Consider the following 20126-nt stretch of genomic DNA (forward strand, 5'->3'; position numbering starts at 1 on the left):
GTTCGAACACGGAATGGCGACCGTGTTCCGTGTTGATCGCGGGTTGACGTCCGGTATGCCGGGAACCGCCCCGAGATTGTCCCCACCTCGCATATTTCGCAGCCGGGGCGATTGGTTAGGTCCCGCTCGAGCGTCTACTTTGGACCGGTGAGTTACGGCGCGGAGGGCGCCCGCGAACTGCGGGTCGCGATGATGACCCGCGAGTACCCGCCCGAGGTGTACGGCGGGGCGGGAGTGCATGTCACCGAATTGGTTCCGCGATTGCGAAGCCTGTGTGACGTGACGGTGCACTGCATGGGCGTGCAGCGCGCCGATGCCGTGGTGCACCAACCGGATCCGATGCTCTACGCCGCCAACTCCGCGCTGCAGATGATGTCCGCGCAGCTGCGCATGGCCGATGCCGCGGGCGGCGCCGATGTGGTGCACTCGCACACCTGGTACACCGGGCTGGCCGGGCACCTGGCCGCCACGCTGTACGGGATTCCGCATGTGCTGACCGCGCATTCGCTGGAACCGCGGCGGCCGTGGAAGGCCGAACAACTGGGCGGCGGCTACCGGCTGTCCTCGTGGTCGGAGCACAATGCCATGATCTGCGCCGACGCGGTCATCGCGGTCAGCGACGCCATGCGCGCCGATGTGCTGGCCGCCTACCCGGATATCGATCCCGCGAAAGTGCATGTGGTGCACAACGGAATCGACGCCGAGGTGTGGCATCCGGGCGGGCCCGCCGTGGGCAGCCGCGACATTCTGGGCGAGCTAGGGGTGTCGCGGGAACGGCCGATTGCGGCCTTCGTCGGGCGCATCACCCGGCAGAAGGGGGTCGCGCATCTGCTGGCCGCCGCGCGGCATCTGGACCCGGATATCCAGCTGGTGCTGTGCGCCGGGGCCGCCGACACACCGGCCATGGAGGCCGAGGTCGCGGCGGCGGTGCGGGAACTCACCGCCACACGCGACGGCGTGTACTGGATCAAGCAGATGCTGCCCACCGAGCTGGTGCGCCAAATCCTCGCGGCCGCCACCGTTTTCGTCTGTCCCTCGGTGTACGAACCGCTCGGCATCGTGAATCTGGAGGCCATGGCCTGCGGGACCGCCGTGGTCGCCTCGGATGTGGGCGGGATTCCGGAGGTCGTCACGGACGGGGAGACCGGCCGCCTGGTGCGCTACGACGAGGCCGCGCCCGCCGACTACGAGCGGGCGCTGGCGCACGCGGTGAATCTGGTGGCGGCAGACCCGGACTCGGCCGCGGCCATGGGCGCGGCCGGACGCGCCCGGGCCGTCGGCGAATTCGACTGGAACAACATCGCCGCGCACACCGCGCGGATCTACGACCTCGCGCGCAAGAGCTAAGCCCACCCGTCGCCCGGCCACCACCCCTCATGGAGTCGCTACGCGACGCTGTCGTTCAATCGGTATTTCATGAAGACGTTCGCCCGGTCGTAAGGGCTGGGCGGCAGTTCCGAGGGCGGCACGTGCACGAAACCCTCGGACTCGTACAGGTGCACGGCATTGGCCAGCACGCTGTTGCTGGCCAGGATCACCTCGGTCGCGCCCTGGGCGCGAGCCCAGTCGACCGCCGCGCGCAGCACGATGCGGCCGATGCCGCGGCCCCGATGCTGCGGCGGCACGGCCATTTTCGACAGCTCGTATACGCCGTGGCCCTCGGCCACCATGGCGCCGCAGCCGATGATCTCCGCGCCGTCGCGGGCGATGAACACCTGGCCGCCATCGGCGACGATCTTGCCGGGATGGTCGAGGGTGGCGAGATCGGCGGCCTCGACGCTGAAGAACTTCTCGATCCACTCCAGATTGAGATCGCGGAAGGCGCGGGCATCGGCCGCGGAGGACATGGGCTCGACCACGATCGAGCCGATTTCTTGGGTGCGGGCATCGGTCTGAGTCACCGCCTCAGCATGGCGTGCCAGCAACCATAACGTCCAATACTTGATAGCTCGCATCGATATGATCAGCTTATGGATGGGGTCGAGCTGCGGCATCTGCGCTACTTCCTGGCAGTCGCCGAGGAATTGCACTTCGGGCGGGCCGCCGCGCGGCTGCACATCGCCCAGCCCGCCCTCACCCAGCAGATCCAGCGCCTGGAAACCCTGCTCGGGACGAAGCTCTTCGACCGCACCTCCCGGACCGTGGCGCTCACCCCCGCCGGTGTCGTGCTGAAGGATCGGGCCATCGCCCTGCTCGGCCACGCCGAACGCGATCTGGCCGAGATCACCCGCATCGGCCAGGGCAGCCAGGGCACGCTCTACCTCGGCTTCGTGCCCTCGGTGCTGCCCCTGGACCCGCTGCGCGGCGTGCGCGAATTCCGCGAACTGTTCCCGCTCGTGGAAGTCGAACTGGTGGAAGGCTTCACCAGCCACCTCATGGAGCGCCTCGCCACCGGTGCCCTGGACCTCGCGATCGTTCGCGACCCGGACCCGCAGCCCGGCACCGTCACCGTGCCCCTGATCACCGAGCCCTACGTCGCCATCCTGCCCGCCGACCACCCCCTCGCCGACCGCTCCGCGATCACCGGTGCCGACCTCGCGGACAACCCCCTGGTCTTCTTCCCCCGCGCCGCCGGCGGCCTGGCCCACGAGAAGAACCTCGCACCCCTGCGCACCTCCGGCCGCCACCCCCGCATCGTCCAGGAGGCCACCAACTGGACCATCATCCTCTACCTGGTAGCCGCCGGCTTCGGCGTCACCGTGGCGCCCCGCAGCGCCGCCTTCACCGCCCCCGCCTCCGCCCGCATCATCCCCCTGGCCGAAACCGACGCCACCACAACCATCTACATCGCCCACCGCGAAGACGACCCCCGGCCCCTGGTCCGCAACCTCCTCGACCTGCTCCCGAACCATCCCCGCGGTACCGGCTGAGTGCGGCGGCGCGACCGTCGCGCGGACGCCTCAGCTCGCGCGCCGGACGCGGTAGGTCGCGATAGTGACGGAAGCCGTGACCGCCAGCGGATCCGGCAGCGCGGCAATGCGCCCGGCGCGCTCGACCGCCGCATGATGAGCCGACGGGCCCATGCCCGCCACATTGGCGATATCCGCATGCGTGAGCGCCATCGTGTACTCGACCGCCTGCCGATCGAGCAGTTCGAAACGCTCGCCCAGCGAGTCGGCCAGCCGTTCGTCCTTGCCCGAGTCGACGCGCACCATCCCGAGCGGCTCGATGAGTTCACCGAGATGCCGCGAGGTCGGCGTGACCACGATGAACCGGCCGTCCGCATTCAGTACGCGCGCCACCTCGTCGGCGTTTCGCGGTGCGAAGACGCACAGCGCCGCACTCATCACGCCATCGCGGATCGGCAGCCCGCGCCAAGCGTCAGCGAGTACCGCACCCGCCCGCGGATGCGCCCGGGCACTGCGCTTCGCAGCGGGTTTCGAGACATCCAGCGCGATACCGCGCGCAGCGGGCAGGGCATCCAGCACCGCCGCCAGGTAGTAGCCGGTCCCGGCCCCGATCTCGAGTACGGCTGCCCCGGCATTCGGCAGCATTGCCTTACCGCCCGGCCCGGGCGCACCGCCGTCAGCCTCGTTGTGCGCAATCTCCGCCGCCGGTCCGGGATCGTCCTCCGTCATTCCGGCGTGCTTGTGGCCGGAATCCACCGCACGCGTGGGCGGCCTCTGTGGATCCCGGCCAAGAAGCGCGCCGGGATGACGGGGAGATTCTCTCGCGGAATGCGAAGTTCGGCCGGGGCCTGCGAGCAGTGTCGCTGAGAGTCGTGCGGCCGCCGCGGCCGCCGCCGTCGAGCCCGGACGCGTGATCCGGCTGCCACTGGGGGAAGGCACGGCAGTATTCGCCGGCCGCGAGGTCGGTTCTGGCGCGGCGGTGCGGAGTGCCGGTGCGGGAAGGGCTGCCACTGTCTGTGAGAGGGCTGTGGCGATGGGGGTGAAGTGGCCGGCGGCCTGGAAGGCGGCGCGGGCGTCGAGCATGGCCGGGGTGTCACCGGTCATTTTGGTGGAGGCGCCCGTGAGGAGGCTGACGTAGCCCTGTTTGGCGATATCGAAACTGTGGCCGCGGGGGCAGCGCAGGGTGCGGTCGGTGACCGAAATGTCGTTTCCGCATTCCGGGCAGGACAGTAGATCGGCGCAAGCGATCAGGCGCTCGGCCGGGGGTGATTCGGTTTTCACCGTGGTGCCGGTGAGCCGGTCAAACGGTGGGGTGTGGCTCACCGGCACTGGCAAGTCTGGCTATTAGCTGGTGACACTCTTGAGTTCGTCACCGAGCGCCGCGGCTTCCTCCGGCGTGAGCTCGACGACCAGTCGCCCGCCACCCTCGAGTGGAACCCGCATGACGATTCCACGCCCTTCCTTGGTTGCCTCGAGGGGACCGTCCCCGGTGCGGGGCTTCATGGCCGCCATCCTCTGCTCCCTCCAGATCTGCGCGGTCTGCTGCGCACTTTCATGGAACTCCAGTTGTCACCAACCAGGCAGCCCGCCGGTATGTGGCGGGCCGCACCAAGCCCATTCTTCCCTATCGCGGATCGGGGCGGGTACCTGAGTTCCAAAAACCGACCGTCGTGGCGTCTAGCGAGTACTCACATTCACCCAGCAATCGGCGATGTGATCGTCTACCATTCCGGTCGCTTGCATGAGCGCATAGGCGGTCGTGGGTCCCACGAACTTGAATCCGAGCCGCTTCAGTTCTTTTGCGAGAGCTGTTGATTCGGGCGTGACGGCGGGCACATCCGCGAGCGTGCGCGGGCGCGGTTTCGCGGCCGGTGCGAAGGACCAGAGCAGCTCGTCCAGGCTTTTCCCGAGGTCCCGGGCAACCCGCGCATTATGGATGCTCGCGTCGATTTTGGCGCGGTTGCGAACAATGCCGGCATCCGCCATGAGCCGCGCCACATCCTCGTCCCCGAACGCCGCGACTCGCTCGATGGAGAACCCCGCGAACGCCGCCCGGAAGGCCGGCCGCTTCCGCAAAATCGTGATCCACGCCAGCCCCGACTGAAACGCCTCGAGACATACCCGCTCGAACAACGCGTCGTCCCCGTGCAGCGGCCGCCCCCACTCCTGATCGTGGTAATCCCGATACAGCTGCGACCCCTCCGACCATCCGCACCGCACATATCCGTCGGCGCTGATATCCACCTCGCTCACCGCGCGCCCGGCTCCCCGCTCCGGGGCGCGGGCCCCGCACCGGGCGCACCCGGCTCGGGACGCCGGGTGATCGGCTCGGTACCGCGCTCACCGGACTCCTCGCCCGGCCCCGCCACCGTGGCGTCCGGCGTCGAACTCCGCCCACCCGGGGCGCCCCCGGCCGCGACCGCGCTCGGCGCGCCCTCGCCCGAGTTCACGCCCGGCAAAACCTGAGGGACAGGTGCAGCCTCGCCGCCCGCCGATGGTGCGGGCGGTTCGCCCGGTGTAACCCGGCGTGGCGCAGGTACGTCCACGGCTGCCTGCGGCGCGCCGTTCGATGCAGGCTGCTTGCTCAGCGCGACGGCGGAGCGATCGCCGCGGGCGGCCGCCAGCTGGTGCTCGAGTTCGTCGATGCGGGCGGCCAGCCGGGTGAGCGCCCAGTCGACCTCGCCGGCCTTGTAGCCGCGGAACACCTGCTGGAACCGCAGCGCCCGCACATCGCTGCCGCTGATGCCCCCGGCGGGAAGCACGGTGACCGTCGTGCCCTCCGGCAGCGGCCCCAGCTCCTCCGACCGCCCGAAGATCGCGCTGGCAACGAGGAACAGCAGCGCGGCGACGAGGCCGACGATCAGCACGTACAGCAGCAGCGTGAGCATGCTCCCGAGCTTAGGTGCCCACCGCGCCCCGGACACACCTCGGCCCGGCGGAAATCAGCCGCCGAGTTGTGAACAGCGCCGATCGTTTTCGCGCTGAGCTAGAGGTGCCGCGTCGTGTCGATGCTCAGCGACATGCCCGCCAGGCCGCGGCGGCGGACGGCGAGTTTGTCGGCGATGGACAGCAGGGCCTTGGCGGAGGGGCTCTCGGGATCGCGCAGGACGATGGGCTCGCCTTCGTCGCCGGCCTCGCGCAGCGCCTGCTCGATCGGAATCTGGCCCAGCAGCGGCACATTCGCGCCGACCGCGCGGGTCAGGTTCTCGGCCACGGACTGGCCGCCGCCGGAGCCGTAGAGCTCCATGCGGGTGCCGTCGGGCAGATCCAGCCAGGACATGTTCTCGACCACGCCCGCGATGCGCTGCCGCGTCTGCAGGGCGATGGATCCGGCGCGCTCGGCCACCTCGGCGGCGGCCAGTTGCGGGGTGGTGACGACCAGGATCTCGGCATTGGGGATGAGCTGCGCCAGCGAGATGGCCACATCGCCGGTCCCGGGCGGCAGGTCCAGCAGCAGGATGTCCAGATCGCCCCAGAACACGTCGGCCAGGAACTGCTGCAGCGCCCGGTGCAGCATCGGCCCGCGCCACACCACGGGCGTATTGCCCTGGGTGAACATGGAGATGGAGATGACCTTCACATCGTGCGCCTGCGGCGGCATGATCATCCGCTCCACCTGGGTGGGCCGCTGATCGGTGCCGAGCATGCGGGGCACGGAGTGGCCGTAGATGTCCGCGTCCAGCACGCCCACCGAGAGCCCGCGCGCGGCCAGCGCGGCAGCGAGATTCACGGTGACACTGGACTTTCCGACGCCGCCCTTACCGGAGGCGACGGCGTACACGCGGGTGAGCGAGCCGGGCTGGGCGAACGGGATGACCGGTTCGGCCGCATCGCCGCGCAGCTTGCGGCGCAGTTCGGTGCGCTGCTCGTCGTTCATGACGTCCAGGCCGACGGTGATGCCGCCGACTCCGGGCACGTCGGCCACGGCTTTGGTGACCCGCTCGGAGAGCTGGGTTTTCATCGGGCAGGCCGCTGTCGTCAGGTAGATCACGACGTGGACACTGCTGTCGGCGCCGATCTCGACGCTTTTCACCATGCCCAGTTCGGTGATCGGCTTCCGGATCTCCGGGTCGTCCACCTTCGCGAGCGCGCCCCGCACATCCGATTCCGTTACCACTGGCATACCCCGAGTCTAGGAGCGCCGATGCGGACCGCCGCTACGGGGATGGGCGCGGAGTCTAGATGCGCGGGAGCTGGGCGGCCACCGGCTGGATGCCGGTGGTGTAGGCGGCCTCCCAGGCCATCACATTGGCGACGTAGGCCATGGAGTTGTTGTAGCGCAGGATGGCGCGGGTCTGCTGGCCCGCATCACGCATATCGAGGCCGCCGGAGCACAGGTACTTGCCCGCGGTGAGGGCGGCGTCGAAGAGGTTCTGCGGATCGGCGATGCCGTCGCCATTGCCGTCGGCGGCGAAGCGGGTCCAGGTCTCCGGCAGGAACTGCATGGGACCGACCGCGCGGTCGTAACCGTCCAGACCGTCGAGGGCCCCGTTGTCGGAATCGTGAATCACGTTGTTGCCGGCCAGACTTCCGTCGAGCACCGGTCCGTAGACCGGGTCGATGGTGTTGCCGGCCTCATCGGCCTTGCCGCCGAAGGCGTGAATGGATTCTACGCGGCCGATGCCGGCCAGCATGGACCACGGCATATTGCAGACCGGATTGTCCGCCGCCAGAATGCGTTCCGCGTTCTGATAGGCGTTCACGGCGACGCCGGGCACGCCCAGCGGTCCGGCCGGCAGCGCCGCGGGCACGCGCCCGTCGGGCTGCGCCACGGTCTTCACGACCGGCGGCGGCGGGGGAGCGAGCTGCTTGGCTTCGCGGAGCAGTTTGTCCTCGGCGGCCGGGGCCGCCTCGGCTAGCGGTACGTGATCGTCCGGATCCACCGAAAGTCGTTGTTCGATACCGACATTCAGCTTCTCGGCGAGCGATCCGTCGGCTGCTCCGGTGACGGTGGCGAGTCCTGCGGGCATGAGCCCCGTCAATGCGATGACCGATCCGCGACGAACTTTGGGGACCGGCGGTTTACGGTGACGACCCACTGTGTGGTGACCCTCCATTGCCATCGGTTGTGAAACCGGGGTGCTGCAACGAAGAACCACGCTACATCATTCGAGACCTGTTCGTTACTGCTTCGTGACCAATTCTCAGGTTTGGCCAAGAAGCAGCTACGGGGCCGACGCCCCCGAACCCCGAAAAGACGCGCGCGACGAGGGTTTTCGGGGCCGAAGCCCCCAAACCGCGCGAACTACCTAAATGTTACGGAACGGGCGCGGGCGCCGGGGCCGGAAGCGGAATAGTGATGCCGAACGGGAGCGTGATGCCCGGCGCCGGAGTGGTTTCCGGGGCCGCCGGTTCGGCGGGCGCCATCGGGGCGGGTTCCTCGGTCACGGCCGGAACCTCGGGGGCCGCCTCCGGCTGCTCGGCGGGCTGCGGCTGCTGCGCCTGCTCGGCGGGCTGCTGTTGCGGCTGTGGCTGGGTGCACAGGACCTGCTGGAACACCTCCGGCTGACCCGGCTGCTGACCCGCCTCCGGTGCGGCGGCTTCCTCGTTCGGGTCGCGCGCCGGATCGACCGGGTTGGGTTTGGGCGCCGAATCCTGCGCCTGCTCACAGGCATTCAGGTCCGGGATCGGGGCCGGGCAGAACACGCCGCAGGGGATGGCCGGCAGGCCCGGGATGGTGATCATCACCTGGGTCTGCGTCTCCGGGGCGACGGTGGTGGCCGGCGCCTCGGTGGTCGTGACGGTGGGAATCTCGGTGACGGCCGCGGTCATGTCCGGTCCGGCCTGCGGCAGCGAGCCGGGCGCGATGAGCGCGTCCGAGATGTCCACCGCGGCCGGGGCGCCGCCGGTCTTGTAGGCCTGCGCCCAGCTCAGCACCTGGGCCGCGTAGGACATCGAATTGTTGTAGCGCAGCACGGCTTTCAGCTGCTGCTGGGAATCGCGCAGATCCAGCCCGCCGGAGCACAGGTACTTGCCCGCGGCCAGCGCGGAGTCGAAGACATTGTGCGGATCGGCCACGCCGTCGCCATTGCCGTCCGCGGCGTAGAGCGACCAGGTGCCGGGCAGGAACTGCATGGGGCCGATGGCCCGCACGAAACCGCCGCCGGAGGCCGGGATGACCTCGTTGCCGGGCAGCGTGCCATCCAGCGCCGGACCGTAGATGGGTGAGACGGTGGTGCCCGCGGCATCGGTGCGGCCGCTGCCGGCATGGAACGACTCGATGCGGCCGATACCGGCCAGCAGGCTCCAGGACAGCCCGCAGCCGGGCGTGGAGGATTCCAGCGCCAGTTCGGCATTGCGGTAGGCGGCCAGCACGATCTCCGGAATGCCGAGCGCGCCGGTGCCGCCGGGCAGGGCGATGTTCTGCAGCGACACCGAGCCGAGCAGCGGCGAGCCGTCGCTGGGCGGGGTGAGTGCGCTGAGTTTGCGGGGCGCTTCCGGAGCCGCCGGAACCAGGCCCACGGTCAGGTCCGAGGCGGGCTCGACGACGCTCTCGCCGGCGCCGTCGGTGGCCCGGGCGGCCAGCAGCGCTTCCGGCGCGGCCTGCGGGGCCGGTTGGGGATTCACCGTGGTGTTGGTGGTCGAACCGGCGGTGACCAGGCCCGCGATCAACAGCGCCGACGCTGTCACCGGTGCAGATATTCTCTTCGCCACCACACAAATCCCCTCAGTCGTGCGGCCTGACCCTTGAAACCGACACCGCACTGCACTGGTGTCTGGGTCGGTCGCTCGGAACAACGTGATCCAGGTTACCCATCAGTCAGGTCTTTGTGTACAACTTGCGGTGCTACTCGGAATCTTTCTGGCGTGAAATCGCAACCTCGTGACTCTTTCGGTCGGTACTCTTCTTTGCCTTCTTCGGCTTGACGACCTCACCGTCGGATGCCAGTTTCTCCAGCCTGATCAGGGTTTCCTTGACATCTTCCAGCTCGCGGCGCAGATAGTCACGTGTTGCCACCTCACCGACGGCGAGTCGCAGTGCGGCGAGTTCGCGCGCCAGGAATTCCGTATCGGCTTTTGTCTGGGCAGCTCGGGCCCGATCCTCCTCCAAGGACACCCGGTCGCGATTGTCCTGCCGGTTCTGCGCCAGCAGGATGAGCGGCGCGGCATAGGCCGCCTGGGTGGAGAAAGCCAGGTTCAGGAGGATGAACGGATACGGGTCCCAGCGCAGCCGGACCGCGAAGACGTTCAACAGGATCCAGGCGATCACGATGATGGTCTGAATCGCCAGATACCGGCCGGTGCCCAGGAACCGGGCCACCTTCTCGCTGCTGCGGGCCAGCGCCTCGGCATCCCAGTCCAGACCGCGGAAACGGCTCTCTACCGGCGTCTCCATGCGCTGGCGGGCGCTGAGTTTGTCGGCGCGCTCACTCATGCGCGTCCTCCTGTGCCCTCGATCAGCGGCAAGCCCTTGGCGTCGTGATTGTCCTCGTCCTGCTCGCGCCAGTCCTCCGGCAGCAGATGGTCGAGCACGTCGTCGACGGTGACCGCGCCGAGCAGGTGGTTCTCATCGTCCACCACCGGACCGCACACCAGGTTGTAGGTGGCGAAATAGCGGGTGACCGCGCTCAGCGGGGCGTCGGGCCGCAGCCGCACCAGATCGGCGTCCACGATGCCGCCGACCAGGTTCGCGGGCGGCTCGCGCAATAGTTGCTGGAAGTGCACGCACCCCAGATAGCGGCCGGTGGGCGTGGCGGTGGGCGGGCGGGCCACGAAGACCATGCTGGCCAGCGCCGGGGTCAGCTCCGGGTCGCGCACGCGGGCAAGGGCTTCCGCGACGGTGGTGGCCGGGGTCAGCACCACCGGCTTGGAGGTCATGAGGCCGCCCGCGGTGTAGGGGGCGTGCTCGAGCAGCCGGCGCACCGGTTCGGAATCCTCCGGATCCATCAGCGCCAGCAGCGATTCGGCCTCGCCCTCGGGCAGTTCGCCCAGCAGGTCGGCGGCGTCGTCGGGATCCATGGCCTCGAGCAGGTCGGCGGCGCGCTCGGTGCCGAGGGATTCCAGCAGCTCCACCTGATCGCTCTCGGGCAGCTCCTGCACCACGTCCGCGAGCCGGTCGTCGTCCATCGCGTCCGCGACCTCGATGCGGCGCTTGTTCGGCAGATCGCGCAGCAGGTGCGCGACATCGGCGGCGCGCATGCCCTCGAACTGGGCGAGCAGCTGGGTGACGTCCTGGCCGGGCATGTTCAGTTCGGTCTGGGTGAGACCGCGCACGAACGACCAGTCCACCACGTGCACCGCGCCGCGCCGCCCGAAGCCGAGCCGGCGGCGCTCGCGCACCGCCACCCGCGAGACCAGCCAATCGCGGGTGCGGGACTGCTCGATGCCGAGATCGACCACCACCACCTCGGTATTGCCCAGCTCCGGCAGCCCCGGATCGTCCACCCGCACCGTGGAGTCGAGAATCTGCGCGATGGCCAGCATTTCGCCCGGCCGCTGCTCGAAACGCCGCACGCTGATGGTGCCGGTGGTGAGCGTGACCGACCCCGGTTCGACGGAGGTCACCCGCAGCATGGGCACGAAAATCCGCTTGCGGGTGGGCAGTTCGACGAGGATGCCGAGGACGCGCGGCTGCTGGCGGTCGTAGCGGACGGAGATCACGAGGTCGCGAATGCGGCCGATAGACTCCCCGTCCGGTCCCAGCACCACCAAGCCCGCGAGCCGGGCGGCGAAAACTCTCGTCGCTGCCATAGCAATCAAGGCTAGTGGGTCTGGACTGCCCGAAATGTCGCGCCACGAGCGCGGACACCCCAAGGAGTGATCGATGACATCCCGCCGTTCGGTGCTCGCCGTACCCGGCAGCAACCCGCGCATGATCGAGAAGGCCAAGGGGCTCGCCGCCGACGAGGTGTTCCTGGATCTGGAGGACGCCGTCGCGCCCGCGGCGAAGGCGGCCGCGCGGGCCAATATCGTGACCGCGCTCAATGCCGGCGGCTGGAACGGCCAGATCCGGGTGGTGCGGGTCAACGACTGGAGCACCGAGCACACCTACGCCGATGTCATCACCGTGGTCGAGGGCGCGGGCTCCGAACTCGACGCCATCCTGCTGCCCAAGGTCACCGATGCCGGGCAGGTGCAGGCCCTGGATCTGCTGCTGACCCAGCTGGAGAAGGCCAACGGCCTGCCGGTCGGGCGGATCGGCATCGAACCGCAGATCGAGAACGCCCAGGGCCTGCGCGCTATCGACGCCATCGCCACCGCGAGCCCGCGCGTGCAGACGCTGGTGTTCGGCCCGGCCGACTTCATGGCCTCGATCAATATGCGCACCCTCGTGGTGGGCGAGCAGCCCGAGGGGTACGACACCGGCGACGCCTACCACCACATTCTGATGACCATCCTGCTCACCGCGCGGGCGCACGGCCTGCAGGCCATCGACGGTCCCTACCTGGCGGTCCGCGATATCGACGGCTTCCGCCGGGCCGCCGGGCGCACCGCCGCCCTCGGCTTCGACGGCAAATGGGTGCTGCACCCGGATCAGATCACCGCCTGCAACGAGATCTTCAGCCCGCGCCAGGCCGACTACGACCGCGCGGAGGAGATTCTGGACGCGTACGCTTTCCATACGTCGGCGGCGGGCGGCGCCCGGGGCGCGGTCATGCTGGGCGATGAGATGATCGATGAGGCCAGTGCGAAAATGGCGCAGGTCATCGCTGATAAAGGACGAGCGGCAGGAATGACGCGCAACACGCAATTCGTACCGCCGTCGGACGATCCGAACTAGGCATGATGGAGTCATGACGAATCCCATGGGGAACGCCGGCCGCAACCGGGGACCCGGTCTGCCGACGCCGCCTTCGGGCTGGCCGGTCGGCTCGTACCCGACCTATGCGGAGGCGCAGCGGGCGGTCGACTATCTGGCCGACAATCAATTCCCGGTGGAGAACGTGACCATCGTCGGCGTCGACCTCATGCAGGTCGAGCGCGTGCTGTACCGCCTGACCTGGGGCAAGGTCATCGGCGGCGGCATGGTGTCGGGCGCCTGGCTGGGCCTGTTCATCGGCCTGCTGCTGAGCCTGTTCAGCACCAGCGGCAGCCAGTACTGGCCGCTGCTGGTGGGCCTGATCGGCGGCATCATCTTCGGTGTCATCTCCACCGCCATCCCGTATGCCGCCACCCGCGGGCAGCGCGATTTCGCCTCCACCATGCAGCTGGTGGCCGGCCGCTACGACGTGCTGTGCGATCCCAAGGCCGCCGAGCAGGCGCGGGACATGCTGGCGAGGCTGGCCATCTAGTTCATGGATGTGATGAAGCAGGTCCGGGCGCGCACGCTCGGGCATTTCGGTGTGGAGTCCGCGGATGCGGCATCGGTGACGTTCCTGGGGTTGGAGCCCATCGATATCCTGCGCATCCCGGACGGTGAGTTCGTTCATTACGTGACGCTGGGCGGATCCCGGCATCCCATGACGGATCCGGCTGCGGCGCTTGCCGATCCGGTGCGCGGCCCGCGCGCGGAACTGGTGCTGACGCTGCGCGGCGGGGCCGGCGCCGGATCGGGCCTGACCCGGGCGCTGGGTGTGCTGGTCGCCGCGCCCGCCGTGGAAGGCGTTGTGCTGCAACCCGATGCGCTGCTGGATCTCGGGGAACCGTTGTGGGCCAATGCTTCGTTCACCGCGGTGCTGCTGGGTGAGAGCGATATCCCGGAGGTCGTCCTGCCGGAACCCGCTGAGCCCGTGCGCTTTTTGAGCGTCACGCCGATCACCGCGACCGAAGCCGCGTGGGTTCGGATCCGCGGGGCGGCCGCGCTCCGAGACGCGTGGAAAGAGGCGCGGATCGACGTGCGCGATCCGGGCCGCTCGGCGGCGAGTCTGTAAGTCTCACAACCACTTGTTGCGGCGGAAGTTCGCATAGAGCAGTGCGCAGGCGAGCACCATGAGCGCGAGTACGCCGAAATATCCGTAGGTCCACTTCAGCTCCGGCATGTGCTCGAAGTTCATGCCGTAGACGCCCGCGATCATGGTCGGCACCGCCGCCATGGCCGCGTAGGCGGAGATCTTGCGCATGTCGGTGTTCTGCTGCACCCCCACCTTGGCGAGCGCGGCATTGATGAGCGCGCTGAGGGATTCGTCGAAATCGGTGACCTGCTCGGTGACCGCGGTGTGGTGGTCGGTGACATCGCGCATGTAGGAGCGGATCTCGGTGGGCAGCGGCAGCGACATGTCGTGGGTGAGCAGCTGCAGCGGGATGGTGAGCGGCTTCACGGCTCGGCGTAGTTCCACCACTTCGCGTTTGAGCTGATAGATGGCTTCGATCTTGATCTTGTTGGCCGGGGTGAAGACCTCTTCCTCCATGGCGTCCACATCGTCCTCGATATCCGCGACCACCTCCACGTAGGAGTCCACGATGTGGTCGGCGACCGCGTGCAGGACCGAACTGGGGCCCAGCGCCAGTTGCGCGGGATCGGCCTCCAGATCCCGGCGAACCCCGGCCAGTCCGGTGTGGTCGCCGTGCCGGACGGTTATGACGAAGTCGTGGCCCAGGAACACCATCATCTGGCCGGTGTCGACGATCTCGCTGACGGTGTTCAACTCGTGCTCGTGATACCGCACCGTGCGCAGCGCCAGGACGAGCACCTTGTCGAAGCGTTCCAGTTTGGGGCGCTGATGGCCCTTGATGGCGTCCTCGGCCGCCAGCGGATGCAGCCCGAAAGTCTCCGCCACATCGGTCATCAGCGCCGCGCCGGGCTCGTGCAGGCCGAGCCAGACGAAGCCGGAATTGCGTTCCCGGACCTCGTCCAGGGCGTTCTTGTAGGTGCACCGCTCCCACAGCCGGGTGCCGTCGACGTAGACCGCGCAGTCGACGATGCCGCCGGCGGCCGCGGTCACGGGCTGCCCGGCGGATGCGCGCTCGCCTGCCCGTCCGGTCCAGCGGATGGACGGCAGCGGTGGAATCGACGGCACTCGGCGAGTCTAATTGCCCGGCCGCCCGGGACAGCCGCTGCGCCGCAGGCAAGATGGACGGCGTGCGCATCGATCTCCACACTCATTCCACCGCCTCGGACGGCACGGACACCCCGGCCGAACTGATCGGCAAGGCCGCGGCCGCCGGACTCGACGTGGTCGCCCTGACCGATCACGACACCACCTCCGGCTGGGCCGAGGCCGTCGACGCCCTGCCGCAGGGCCTGACGCTGGTGCGGGGCATGGAGATGTCGTGTGTGGGGCTGGGGGAGGACGGGTATCCGGTGCCGGTGCATCTGCTGGCCTACCTGTTCGATCCGGCCGACGAGTCCTTCGCGCAGGAGCGGGAACGGTTGCGGGCCGAGCGGATCGTGCGGCTGCGGTCCATGGCCGAGCGGATGGCGGCCGACGGCCTGCCCATCGATCCGGACGCGGTGATGGCCGCGGTGGGCCCGTCGGCGGGCCGGCCGCATCTGGCGCGGGCGCTGGTGACCGCGGGCGTGGTGCCGACGGTGGACGCGGCCTTCCAGGATCTGCTCGCGCCGCATGGGCGGTACTACGTCGAGAAGGCCGACACGCCGCTGCGACGGGCGGTCGAGATGGTGGCCTCGGCGGGCGGGGTGAGTGTGGTGGCGCATGCGCGGGCCCGCAAGCGCGGCCGGCTGCTGGCGCTCGATCACATTCGCGAGCTGGCCGAGATCGGCCTGGGCGGGCTGGAGCTGGACCATCCCGATCACAATGCCGCCGACCGCGAGGTGCTGGCGGCGCTGGCGGGCGAGCTGGGGCTGGTGACCACCGGCTCCTCGGACTACCACGGCAGCAACAAGACCATTCGTCTCGGTGAATTCACCACCGACCCAACACAATTCGAGGAAATCGTGGGCAAAGCGAGCGGGGTGCCGGTGATTGCCGGATGACGGGGATCCACCGGGCGGTTCGCGGCGCCGGGCAGGGTGGCCGCGTGGAGCCGGTATGAGGCTGGTGCGAGGGGTGAGCGGGGTGGTCGCCGGCGGCGTGGTGGTGCTGGCGGCGACCGTCATCGGTGCGGAGATCATCGGTATCCGGCGCGGATTTCCCGGTCCCGGCTGGGACACCGTGGCCTGGCATACCGGTGCGGCACTCGCGGTTTCGGCAGCACAGATATTCGCGGACCGGCGTCGTGGATTCGCGTCTTTTTCCGGATCGATGGTCGTTTTTCTGATAGCCGGATATCTGCTGTGGGCGCAGTGGTGGAATTGAAATACGCATAACGGTTGCGGGGCGTTGAACTGTGGCCGAACATTTGTCGTTATGGGCGAATTCGACGCCGATGTACTGATCCTGGGTGGTGGTCCGGCCGGCGCCTGGGCCGCACTCGCCGCCGCTGCCGCGGGTGCTCGGGTGCTGGTCGTCGACAAAGCCCGCTGCGGAACCAGCGGACCGACCGCGCGGGGCGGGGTGACGCTGTGGAACATTCCGGCCGGGCGAGGGCGCGAGCAGGCGGTGGCGCAGAACTTCGCCCACGCCGGCGGCATCGGCGACCCGGAGTGGATGCGGCGCGTGCTGGAGGAGACCCACCGGCGGGTCGGGCAATTGGTGCAGGGCGGGTTCCGATTCCAGGGCGAGCATCCCGGCCGGCCCGCGCGGGTGTACCTGGACGGCGGCAAATATCTCGGCCGGATGCGGCGCAGCATGCTCGTCGCCGGGGTGCGGATTCTCGATCACCATCCGGCCCTGCAGCTGATCACCGATGGCGACGGGGTGGTATCCGGGGCGGCCGGGGTGGCGCTGTCCGGTGAACCGCGGGCCTGGACCGCGCGGGCCCGGGCGGTGGTCCTGGCGACCGGTGGCTGCGCCTTCCTCTCCGGCGGCGCGGGCACCGATGTGGACACCGGCGACGGGCTGCTCATGGGCGTCGAGGCGGGGGCCGAACTGTCCGGCATGGAATTCTCCAACGCGTATTCGCTGGTGCCCGCCGCAGCGCCGCTGCGCATCGCCGGCGCCGCCGTCTTCGCGCCCGACCAGGTCATGCACTTCGCCACCCTCTACGACGAATCCCGCTCGGTGCTGTGCGGCAATGGATGCGGTTCGCGGGCGCAGGTTTTCGCCGCCCTCGCCGACGGCCGCCGCGTCTACGCCACCCTCGACCAGCTGCCCGCCGACCTGCGCGGGGAGCTGCTGCGGCACGGCGGACCGGACTGGTCGGGGCGGGTGCCGCTGCGCGCGGTGCTGGAGGGCACCGTGCGCGGCACCGGCGGCCTGCGCCTGTCCGGACCCGATTGCGCCACCACGGTTCCCGGCCTCTACGGCGCGGGCGATGTGACCACCCGCGAACCCATTACCGGCGCGGTCTCCGGCTTCGGCGGGCAGAACGGCGCGTGGGCCATCTCCACCGGCGTCTGGGCGGGCGCGGCGGCCGCCCAATTCGCGGGCGCCCGGCGCAAGATCGGCAAGACCCGGCCCGTCCCCGGCGCCGGCCTCGGCGCCAAGGCCCGCATCGATCCGCGCGCGGTGATCGGCCTGGTGCAGGAGCACACCCTGCCGCTGCGCCGCAGCTACTGGCGCAGCGACGGCAGCCTGCGCGACAGCATCGGCGAACTCGACGGCATGTGGCCGGGCGCGGAATTCGATCTCGGCGGGTCCGGCGCCGCCCGGGTGCACGCCCGCCAGGCCGCGGCGCTGCTGGCCGTCGCGCGCTGGACCAAGTACACGGCCCTGGCCCGCACCGAGACCCGCGGCATGCACCGGCGCACCGACCATCCGGGCGCCACGAACGACTGGCGGGTGCGGCTGCTGTCCGGCGGTCTGGAGACGGTGTGGGTGCGGCCCGAGCGTTCGCTGCCCGAGCTCACCTCCACCGTGACAAGCCCGCGAGACACTTCGCCGCAGGACGGTGCGGACCTGCGAGTTTCCTGAAACCCAGGGGTGATTCGCATCCCCTACGCTTCGGGGATGACGTACCAGCGGGACGGCCCCCGGGGCGATTTGGCGCGTCGTAGCAGGTACTGGCAGAATGGCTGGACCCTGGCCGAAGCCACCGCCCGGCTCGAGGGACTCGGTGATCACGATCCGCGACTCGCGGGTTCTCCCTCGGTCACCCCGGCGATATCGCCCGGACCCACCCGTCCGGTTTTCGCTCGATGATCTGTGTCGCGACACGCTTTCCGCGATCCCGTAATACTTTGTGTCTGTTGCCACGATGTGCTGGCAAGGTTTCACTGGCGGGCTCGCGATGAGGCGGCCGGCGCGCCGATATAAGAGCACCGAAACCCTATTACCTATTACCGAACGGTAACCGTCAAACGGTTGAGTCCGCACCGAGCAGGAGTGAAATCGTGTCACCTGTGACTGAAGCTGTGAACGCCACCCAGACCAGCCCCGCGTCCAATGCCAACCTGTCCGATATCACCACGGAAGAGATTTTCGCGGGCCACCTCGGCGGCAAGCTCTCGGTCGAACTCACCGCACCCCTCGAGACGCAGCGCGATCTGTCCATCGCCTACACCCCCGGTGTGGCGCAGGTCTGCCGCGGCATTCACAAGGACGAGTCCCTCGCCAAGACCTACACCTGGGCCGAGCGTCTGGTCGTGGTGGTCTCCGACGGCACCGCCGTGCTGGGCCTGGGCGATATCGGCCCGCGCGCCTCGCTGCCGGTGATGGAGGGCAAGGCGGCGCTGTTCAAGAAGTTCGCCGGCCTGGACTCCATCCCGATCGTGCTCGACACCACCGATCCCGACGAGATCGTCGAGACGCTCATCCGCCTGCGCCCCAGCTTCGGCGCGGTCAACCTGGAGGACATCTCCGCGCCGCGCTGCTTCGAGATCGAGAAGCGCGTCATCGAGGCCCTGGACTGCCCGGTCATGCACGACGACCAGCACGGCACCGCCATTGTGGTGCTGGCCGCCCTCAAGGGCGCGGCCGCGGTGCAGGGTCGCGACATGTCCGGCCTGAAGGTCGTGGTGTCCGGCGCCGGCGCGGCCGGTGTGGCGTGCACCAATATCCTGCTGGCGGCCGGTGTTTCGGACATCATCGTGCTCGACTCCAAGGGCATCGTGAGCCGCGATCGCGCCGACCTCAATGCGGTGAAGGCCGAGCTGGCGCAGCGCACCAACCCGCGCGACATCACCGGCGGCGCGGCCGAGGCCCTCGCCGGCGCGGATGTGTTCCTGGGTCTGTCGGCGGGCACCATCGCCGAGGAGCTCATCGCCGCCATGGCGCCGGAGTCCATCGTGTTCGCCATGTCGAACCCGGATCCGGAGATCCACCCCGAGGTGGCGAGCAAGTACGCCGCCATCGTGGCCACGGGGCGCAGCGACTTCCCGAACCAGATCAACAATGTGCTCGCGTTCCCGGGTGTGTTCAAGGGCGCGCTGGATGCGGGCGCCCGCCGGATCACCGAGGGCATGAAGGTCGCCGCGGCCGAGGCCATCTTCGGCGTGGTCGCCGATGAGCTGTCCGCCGACAAGATCATCCCCAGCCCGCTGGACCCGCGCGTGGCCCCGGCCGTCGCCGAGGCCGTCGGCAACGCCGCCCGCGCCGAGGGCGTGGCCTGACCCAACTCTTAGTGATCTCGGCCCCCTTGCAGTTCCTGCAAGGGGGCCGAATTGCGGATGGGGTGCGGTGAAGTTCCTGCAAGGGGCCGAACTGTAGGTGGGGATGGAGTCGAATTGCATTCGGGGAACACGTGGTCCGGGAATGCGCCGGGCATCGCGGAGTCTGGGTTACGTTGAGGCCGCGAGGTCCGAGCGGTATTCAGCGACGATCAGGAGGCAGCTCCATGCGCGAAACCGATTACTCGGCACCGTTGGCCGGCACGGCCACGGGCGTACTGCGATTCGGGCGGGGAGTCGTGCATTTGGCGGTGCTCGCCGATGCGAATCTATCGGGGCTGTTCCGAGCGCGTTTCGACGGTCCGCCGCCGGTGGTCGCGGCCACGGGCAATGCGATCGCGATCGATTACAAGGGTTTTCAGCTCTTCCCCTGGCGGAAGCGCGCGGCGGACATCGCCTTGAATCCGGCCATACCGTGGCGGATCGAGATCGGTCACGGCGTCAGCAGCATGACCGCCGATCTGCGGCCGCTGCGCGTCACCGAGATCAATGTCAATGGCGGGGCCAGCAATGTCGATCTGCTGCTGGGCCGCCCGCAGGGCACGGTGCCGGTGCGGTTCGGGGCGGGAGTCAGCAAGGTGGGGATCACCCGGCCCCGGGACGTGGGCGTACTGGCCGTGGTGCGCGGCGGCGCGAGCCGGTTCCGCCTCGACGATCAGAAGTTCGGGGCGCTGGGCGGGGAGACGCGGCTGGAGTCGCCGGATTACACGACGGCCGCGGACCGCTACGACATCGAGATCGGGGGCGGGGCCAGCCGGCTCACCATCGACCGGAACTGACCCCGTCGCATC

Annotated in this window: 20 protein-coding genes and 1 pseudogene; 10 read left to right on the forward strand and 11 right to left on the reverse strand. The window is 69.1% G+C overall.

All coding sequences use genetic code 11. The annotated features are described in order from the left end of the window. Window positions 1-177: 177 nt before the first annotated feature. Window positions 178-1347 (forward strand): glycogen synthase, encoded by a 1170-nt coding sequence (gene glgA / locus ACFVIV_RS18595; protein ID WP_379197878.1) that lies wholly within the window; start codon window positions 178-180, stop codon window positions 1345-1347. Window positions 1348-1385: 38 nt separating this feature from the next. Here the strand turns inward: glgA and ACFVIV_RS18600 are convergent, their stop codons facing one another. Then, complete coding sequence (locus ACFVIV_RS18600) at window positions 1386-1901, reverse strand: GNAT family N-acetyltransferase (RefSeq protein WP_379197783.1); 516 nt, start codon at window positions 1899-1901, stop codon at window positions 1386-1388. 69 nt (window positions 1902-1970) lie between these two features. On the opposite strand from ACFVIV_RS18600, the gene ACFVIV_RS18605 reads away from it, so the two are divergent. Then, window positions 1971-2870: a LysR family transcriptional regulator gene (locus tag ACFVIV_RS18605; protein ID WP_379197785.1), complete on the forward strand. Its 900-nt coding sequence runs from the start codon at window positions 1971-1973 to the stop codon at window positions 2868-2870. Window positions 2871-2900: 30 nt separating this feature from the next. On the opposite strand, the gene ACFVIV_RS18610 is transcribed toward ACFVIV_RS18605, so the two are convergent. The 9 genes and pseudogenes from ACFVIV_RS18610 to ACFVIV_RS18650 form a co-directional block, all read right to left on the reverse strand. Then, complete coding sequence (locus ACFVIV_RS18610; protein ID WP_379197787.1) at window positions 2901-4172, reverse strand: putative RNA methyltransferase; 1272 nt, start codon at window positions 4170-4172, stop codon at window positions 2901-2903. A gap of 21 nt (window positions 4173-4193) precedes the next feature. Further along, a complete protein-coding gene (locus tag ACFVIV_RS18615) occupies window positions 4194-4361 on the reverse strand; it encodes a DUF3117 domain-containing protein (protein ID WP_006554284.1) in 168 nt (55 codons plus the stop codon). Window positions 4362-4526: 165 nt separating this feature from the next. After that, window positions 4527-5087: a DNA-3-methyladenine glycosylase I gene (locus ACFVIV_RS18620; RefSeq protein WP_379197880.1), complete on the reverse strand. Its 561-nt coding sequence runs from the start codon at window positions 5085-5087 to the stop codon at window positions 4527-4529. Between the two features lie 377 nt (window positions 5088-5464). Continuing rightward, window positions 5465-5737, reverse strand: a pseudogene (locus tag ACFVIV_RS18625) (DivIVA domain-containing protein); the annotation flags it as partial. Between the two features lie 98 nt (window positions 5738-5835). Beyond that, on the reverse strand, window positions 5836-6972 hold the full coding sequence (locus tag ACFVIV_RS18630) for an Mrp/NBP35 family ATP-binding protein (RefSeq protein ID WP_379197789.1): 1137 nt from the start codon (window positions 6970-6972) through the stop codon (window positions 5836-5838). 55 nt (window positions 6973-7027) lie between these two features. After that, window positions 7028-7888, reverse strand: a complete 861-nt coding sequence (locus ACFVIV_RS18635; protein WP_379197791.1) for a lytic transglycosylase domain-containing protein — start codon at window positions 7886-7888, stop codon at window positions 7028-7030. 217 nt (window positions 7889-8105) lie between these two features. Further along, the gene (locus tag ACFVIV_RS18640) at window positions 8106-9479 is read right to left on the reverse strand and encodes a lytic transglycosylase domain-containing protein (protein WP_379197793.1); all 1374 of its coding nucleotides are present in this window, start codon (window positions 9477-9479) and stop codon (window positions 8106-8108) included. Between the two features lie 157 nt (window positions 9480-9636). Continuing rightward, window positions 9637-10224 carry a DUF1003 domain-containing protein gene (locus ACFVIV_RS18645; protein WP_379197795.1) on the reverse strand — a complete coding sequence of 196 codons (588 nt, stop codon included), beginning with the start codon at window positions 10222-10224 and terminating at the stop codon, window positions 9637-9639. Continuing rightward, window positions 10221-11540, reverse strand: a complete 1320-nt coding sequence (locus ACFVIV_RS18650; RefSeq protein WP_379197797.1) for a magnesium transporter MgtE N-terminal domain-containing protein — start codon at window positions 11538-11540, stop codon at window positions 10221-10223. The genes ACFVIV_RS18645 and ACFVIV_RS18650 overlap by 4 nt, the downstream gene beginning before the upstream one ends. Before the next feature lie 73 nt (window positions 11541-11613). On the opposite strand from ACFVIV_RS18650, the gene ACFVIV_RS18655 reads away from it, so the two are divergent. The 3 genes from ACFVIV_RS18655 to ACFVIV_RS18665 are packed head-to-tail and all read left to right on the forward strand — an operon-like array spanning window position 11614 to window position 13660. Further along, the gene (locus ACFVIV_RS18655; protein WP_379197799.1) at window positions 11614-12570 is read left to right on the forward strand and encodes an HpcH/HpaI aldolase/citrate lyase family protein; all 957 of its coding nucleotides are present in this window, start codon (window positions 11614-11616) and stop codon (window positions 12568-12570) included. 13 nt (window positions 12571-12583) lie between these two features. Then, window positions 12584-13081, forward strand: coding sequence for a general stress protein (locus ACFVIV_RS18660; RefSeq protein ID WP_379197801.1), 498 nt, complete (start codon window positions 12584-12586; stop codon window positions 13079-13081). A 3-nt stretch (window positions 13082-13084) separates the two neighbouring features. Next, window positions 13085-13660: a suppressor of fused domain protein gene (locus ACFVIV_RS18665; protein WP_379197803.1), complete on the forward strand. Its 576-nt coding sequence runs from the start codon at window positions 13085-13087 to the stop codon at window positions 13658-13660. Window positions 13661-13663: 3 nt separating this feature from the next. Here the strand turns inward: ACFVIV_RS18665 and ACFVIV_RS18670 are convergent, their stop codons facing one another. Beyond that, complete coding sequence (locus ACFVIV_RS18670) at window positions 13664-14746, reverse strand: magnesium and cobalt transport protein CorA (RefSeq protein WP_379197805.1); 1083 nt, start codon at window positions 14744-14746, stop codon at window positions 13664-13666. A gap of 62 nt (window positions 14747-14808) precedes the next feature. Here ACFVIV_RS18670 and ACFVIV_RS18675 point away from each other — a divergent pair, with 62 nt between their 5' ends. The 5 genes from ACFVIV_RS18675 to ACFVIV_RS18695 all read left to right on the forward strand — a co-directional run bounded on the left by ACFVIV_RS18675 (window position 14809) and on the right by ACFVIV_RS18695 (window position 20114). Further along, a complete protein-coding gene (locus ACFVIV_RS18675; protein ID WP_379197807.1) occupies window positions 14809-15663 on the forward strand; it encodes a PHP domain-containing protein in 855 nt (284 codons plus the stop codon). A gap of 55 nt (window positions 15664-15718) precedes the next feature. Further along, complete coding sequence (locus ACFVIV_RS18680; protein WP_379197809.1) at window positions 15719-15985, forward strand: hypothetical protein; 267 nt, start codon at window positions 15719-15721, stop codon at window positions 15983-15985. Between the two features lie 51 nt (window positions 15986-16036). After that, window positions 16037-17641: an FAD-binding protein gene (locus ACFVIV_RS18685; RefSeq protein ID WP_379197811.1), complete on the forward strand. Its 1605-nt coding sequence runs from the start codon at window positions 16037-16039 to the stop codon at window positions 17639-17641. Between the two features lie 419 nt (window positions 17642-18060). Next, window positions 18061-19278, forward strand: coding sequence for an NADP-dependent malic enzyme (locus tag ACFVIV_RS18690; protein ID WP_379197813.1), 1218 nt, complete (start codon window positions 18061-18063; stop codon window positions 19276-19278). A 224-nt stretch (window positions 19279-19502) separates the two neighbouring features. Next, on the forward strand, window positions 19503-20114 hold the full coding sequence (locus tag ACFVIV_RS18695) for a hypothetical protein (RefSeq protein WP_379197814.1): 612 nt from the start codon (window positions 19503-19505) through the stop codon (window positions 20112-20114). The last annotated feature ends 12 nt before the right edge of the window (window positions 20115-20126 follow it).

This window comes from Nocardia sp. NPDC127526, from assembly GCF_042672265.1.
Lineage (GTDB): Bacteria > Actinomycetota > Actinomycetes > Mycobacteriales > Mycobacteriaceae > Nocardia.

What these genes read in the sequence shown, in the direction of transcription:
- ACFVIV_RS18655 (WP_379197799.1), top strand. Translation starts at nt 11,614, where the DNA reads ATGACATCCCGCCGTTCGGTGCTCGCCGTACCCGGCAGCAACCCGCGC.
- ACFVIV_RS18665 (WP_379197803.1), top strand. Translation starts at nt 13,085, where the DNA reads ATGGATGTGATGAAGCAGGTCCGGGCGCGCACGCTCGGGCATTTCGGT.
- ACFVIV_RS18615 (WP_006554284.1), bottom strand. Translation starts at nt 4,361, where the DNA reads ATGGCGGCCATGAAGCCCCGCACCGGGGACGGTCCCCTCGAGGCAACC.
- ACFVIV_RS18605 (WP_379197785.1), top strand. Translation starts at nt 1,971, where the DNA reads ATGGATGGGGTCGAGCTGCGGCATCTGCGCTACTTCCTGGCAGTCGCC.
- ACFVIV_RS18695 (WP_379197814.1), top strand. Translation starts at nt 19,503, where the DNA reads ATGCGCGAAACCGATTACTCGGCACCGTTGGCCGGCACGGCCACGGGC.
- ACFVIV_RS18685 (WP_379197811.1), top strand. Translation starts at nt 16,037, where the DNA reads ATGGGCGAATTCGACGCCGATGTACTGATCCTGGGTGGTGGTCCGGCC.
- ACFVIV_RS18660 (WP_379197801.1), top strand. Translation starts at nt 12,584, where the DNA reads ATGACGAATCCCATGGGGAACGCCGGCCGCAACCGGGGACCCGGTCTG.
- ACFVIV_RS18645 (WP_379197795.1), bottom strand. Translation starts at nt 10,224, where the DNA reads ATGAGTGAGCGCGCCGACAAACTCAGCGCCCGCCAGCGCATGGAGACG.
- ACFVIV_RS18650 (WP_379197797.1), bottom strand. Translation starts at nt 11,540, where the DNA reads ATGGCAGCGACGAGAGTTTTCGCCGCCCGGCTCGCGGGCTTGGTGGTG.
- ACFVIV_RS18680 (WP_379197809.1), top strand. Translation starts at nt 15,719, where the DNA reads ATGAGGCTGGTGCGAGGGGTGAGCGGGGTGGTCGCCGGCGGCGTGGTG.
- ACFVIV_RS18630 (WP_379197789.1), bottom strand. Translation starts at nt 6,972, where the DNA reads ATGCCAGTGGTAACGGAATCGGATGTGCGGGGCGCGCTCGCGAAGGTG.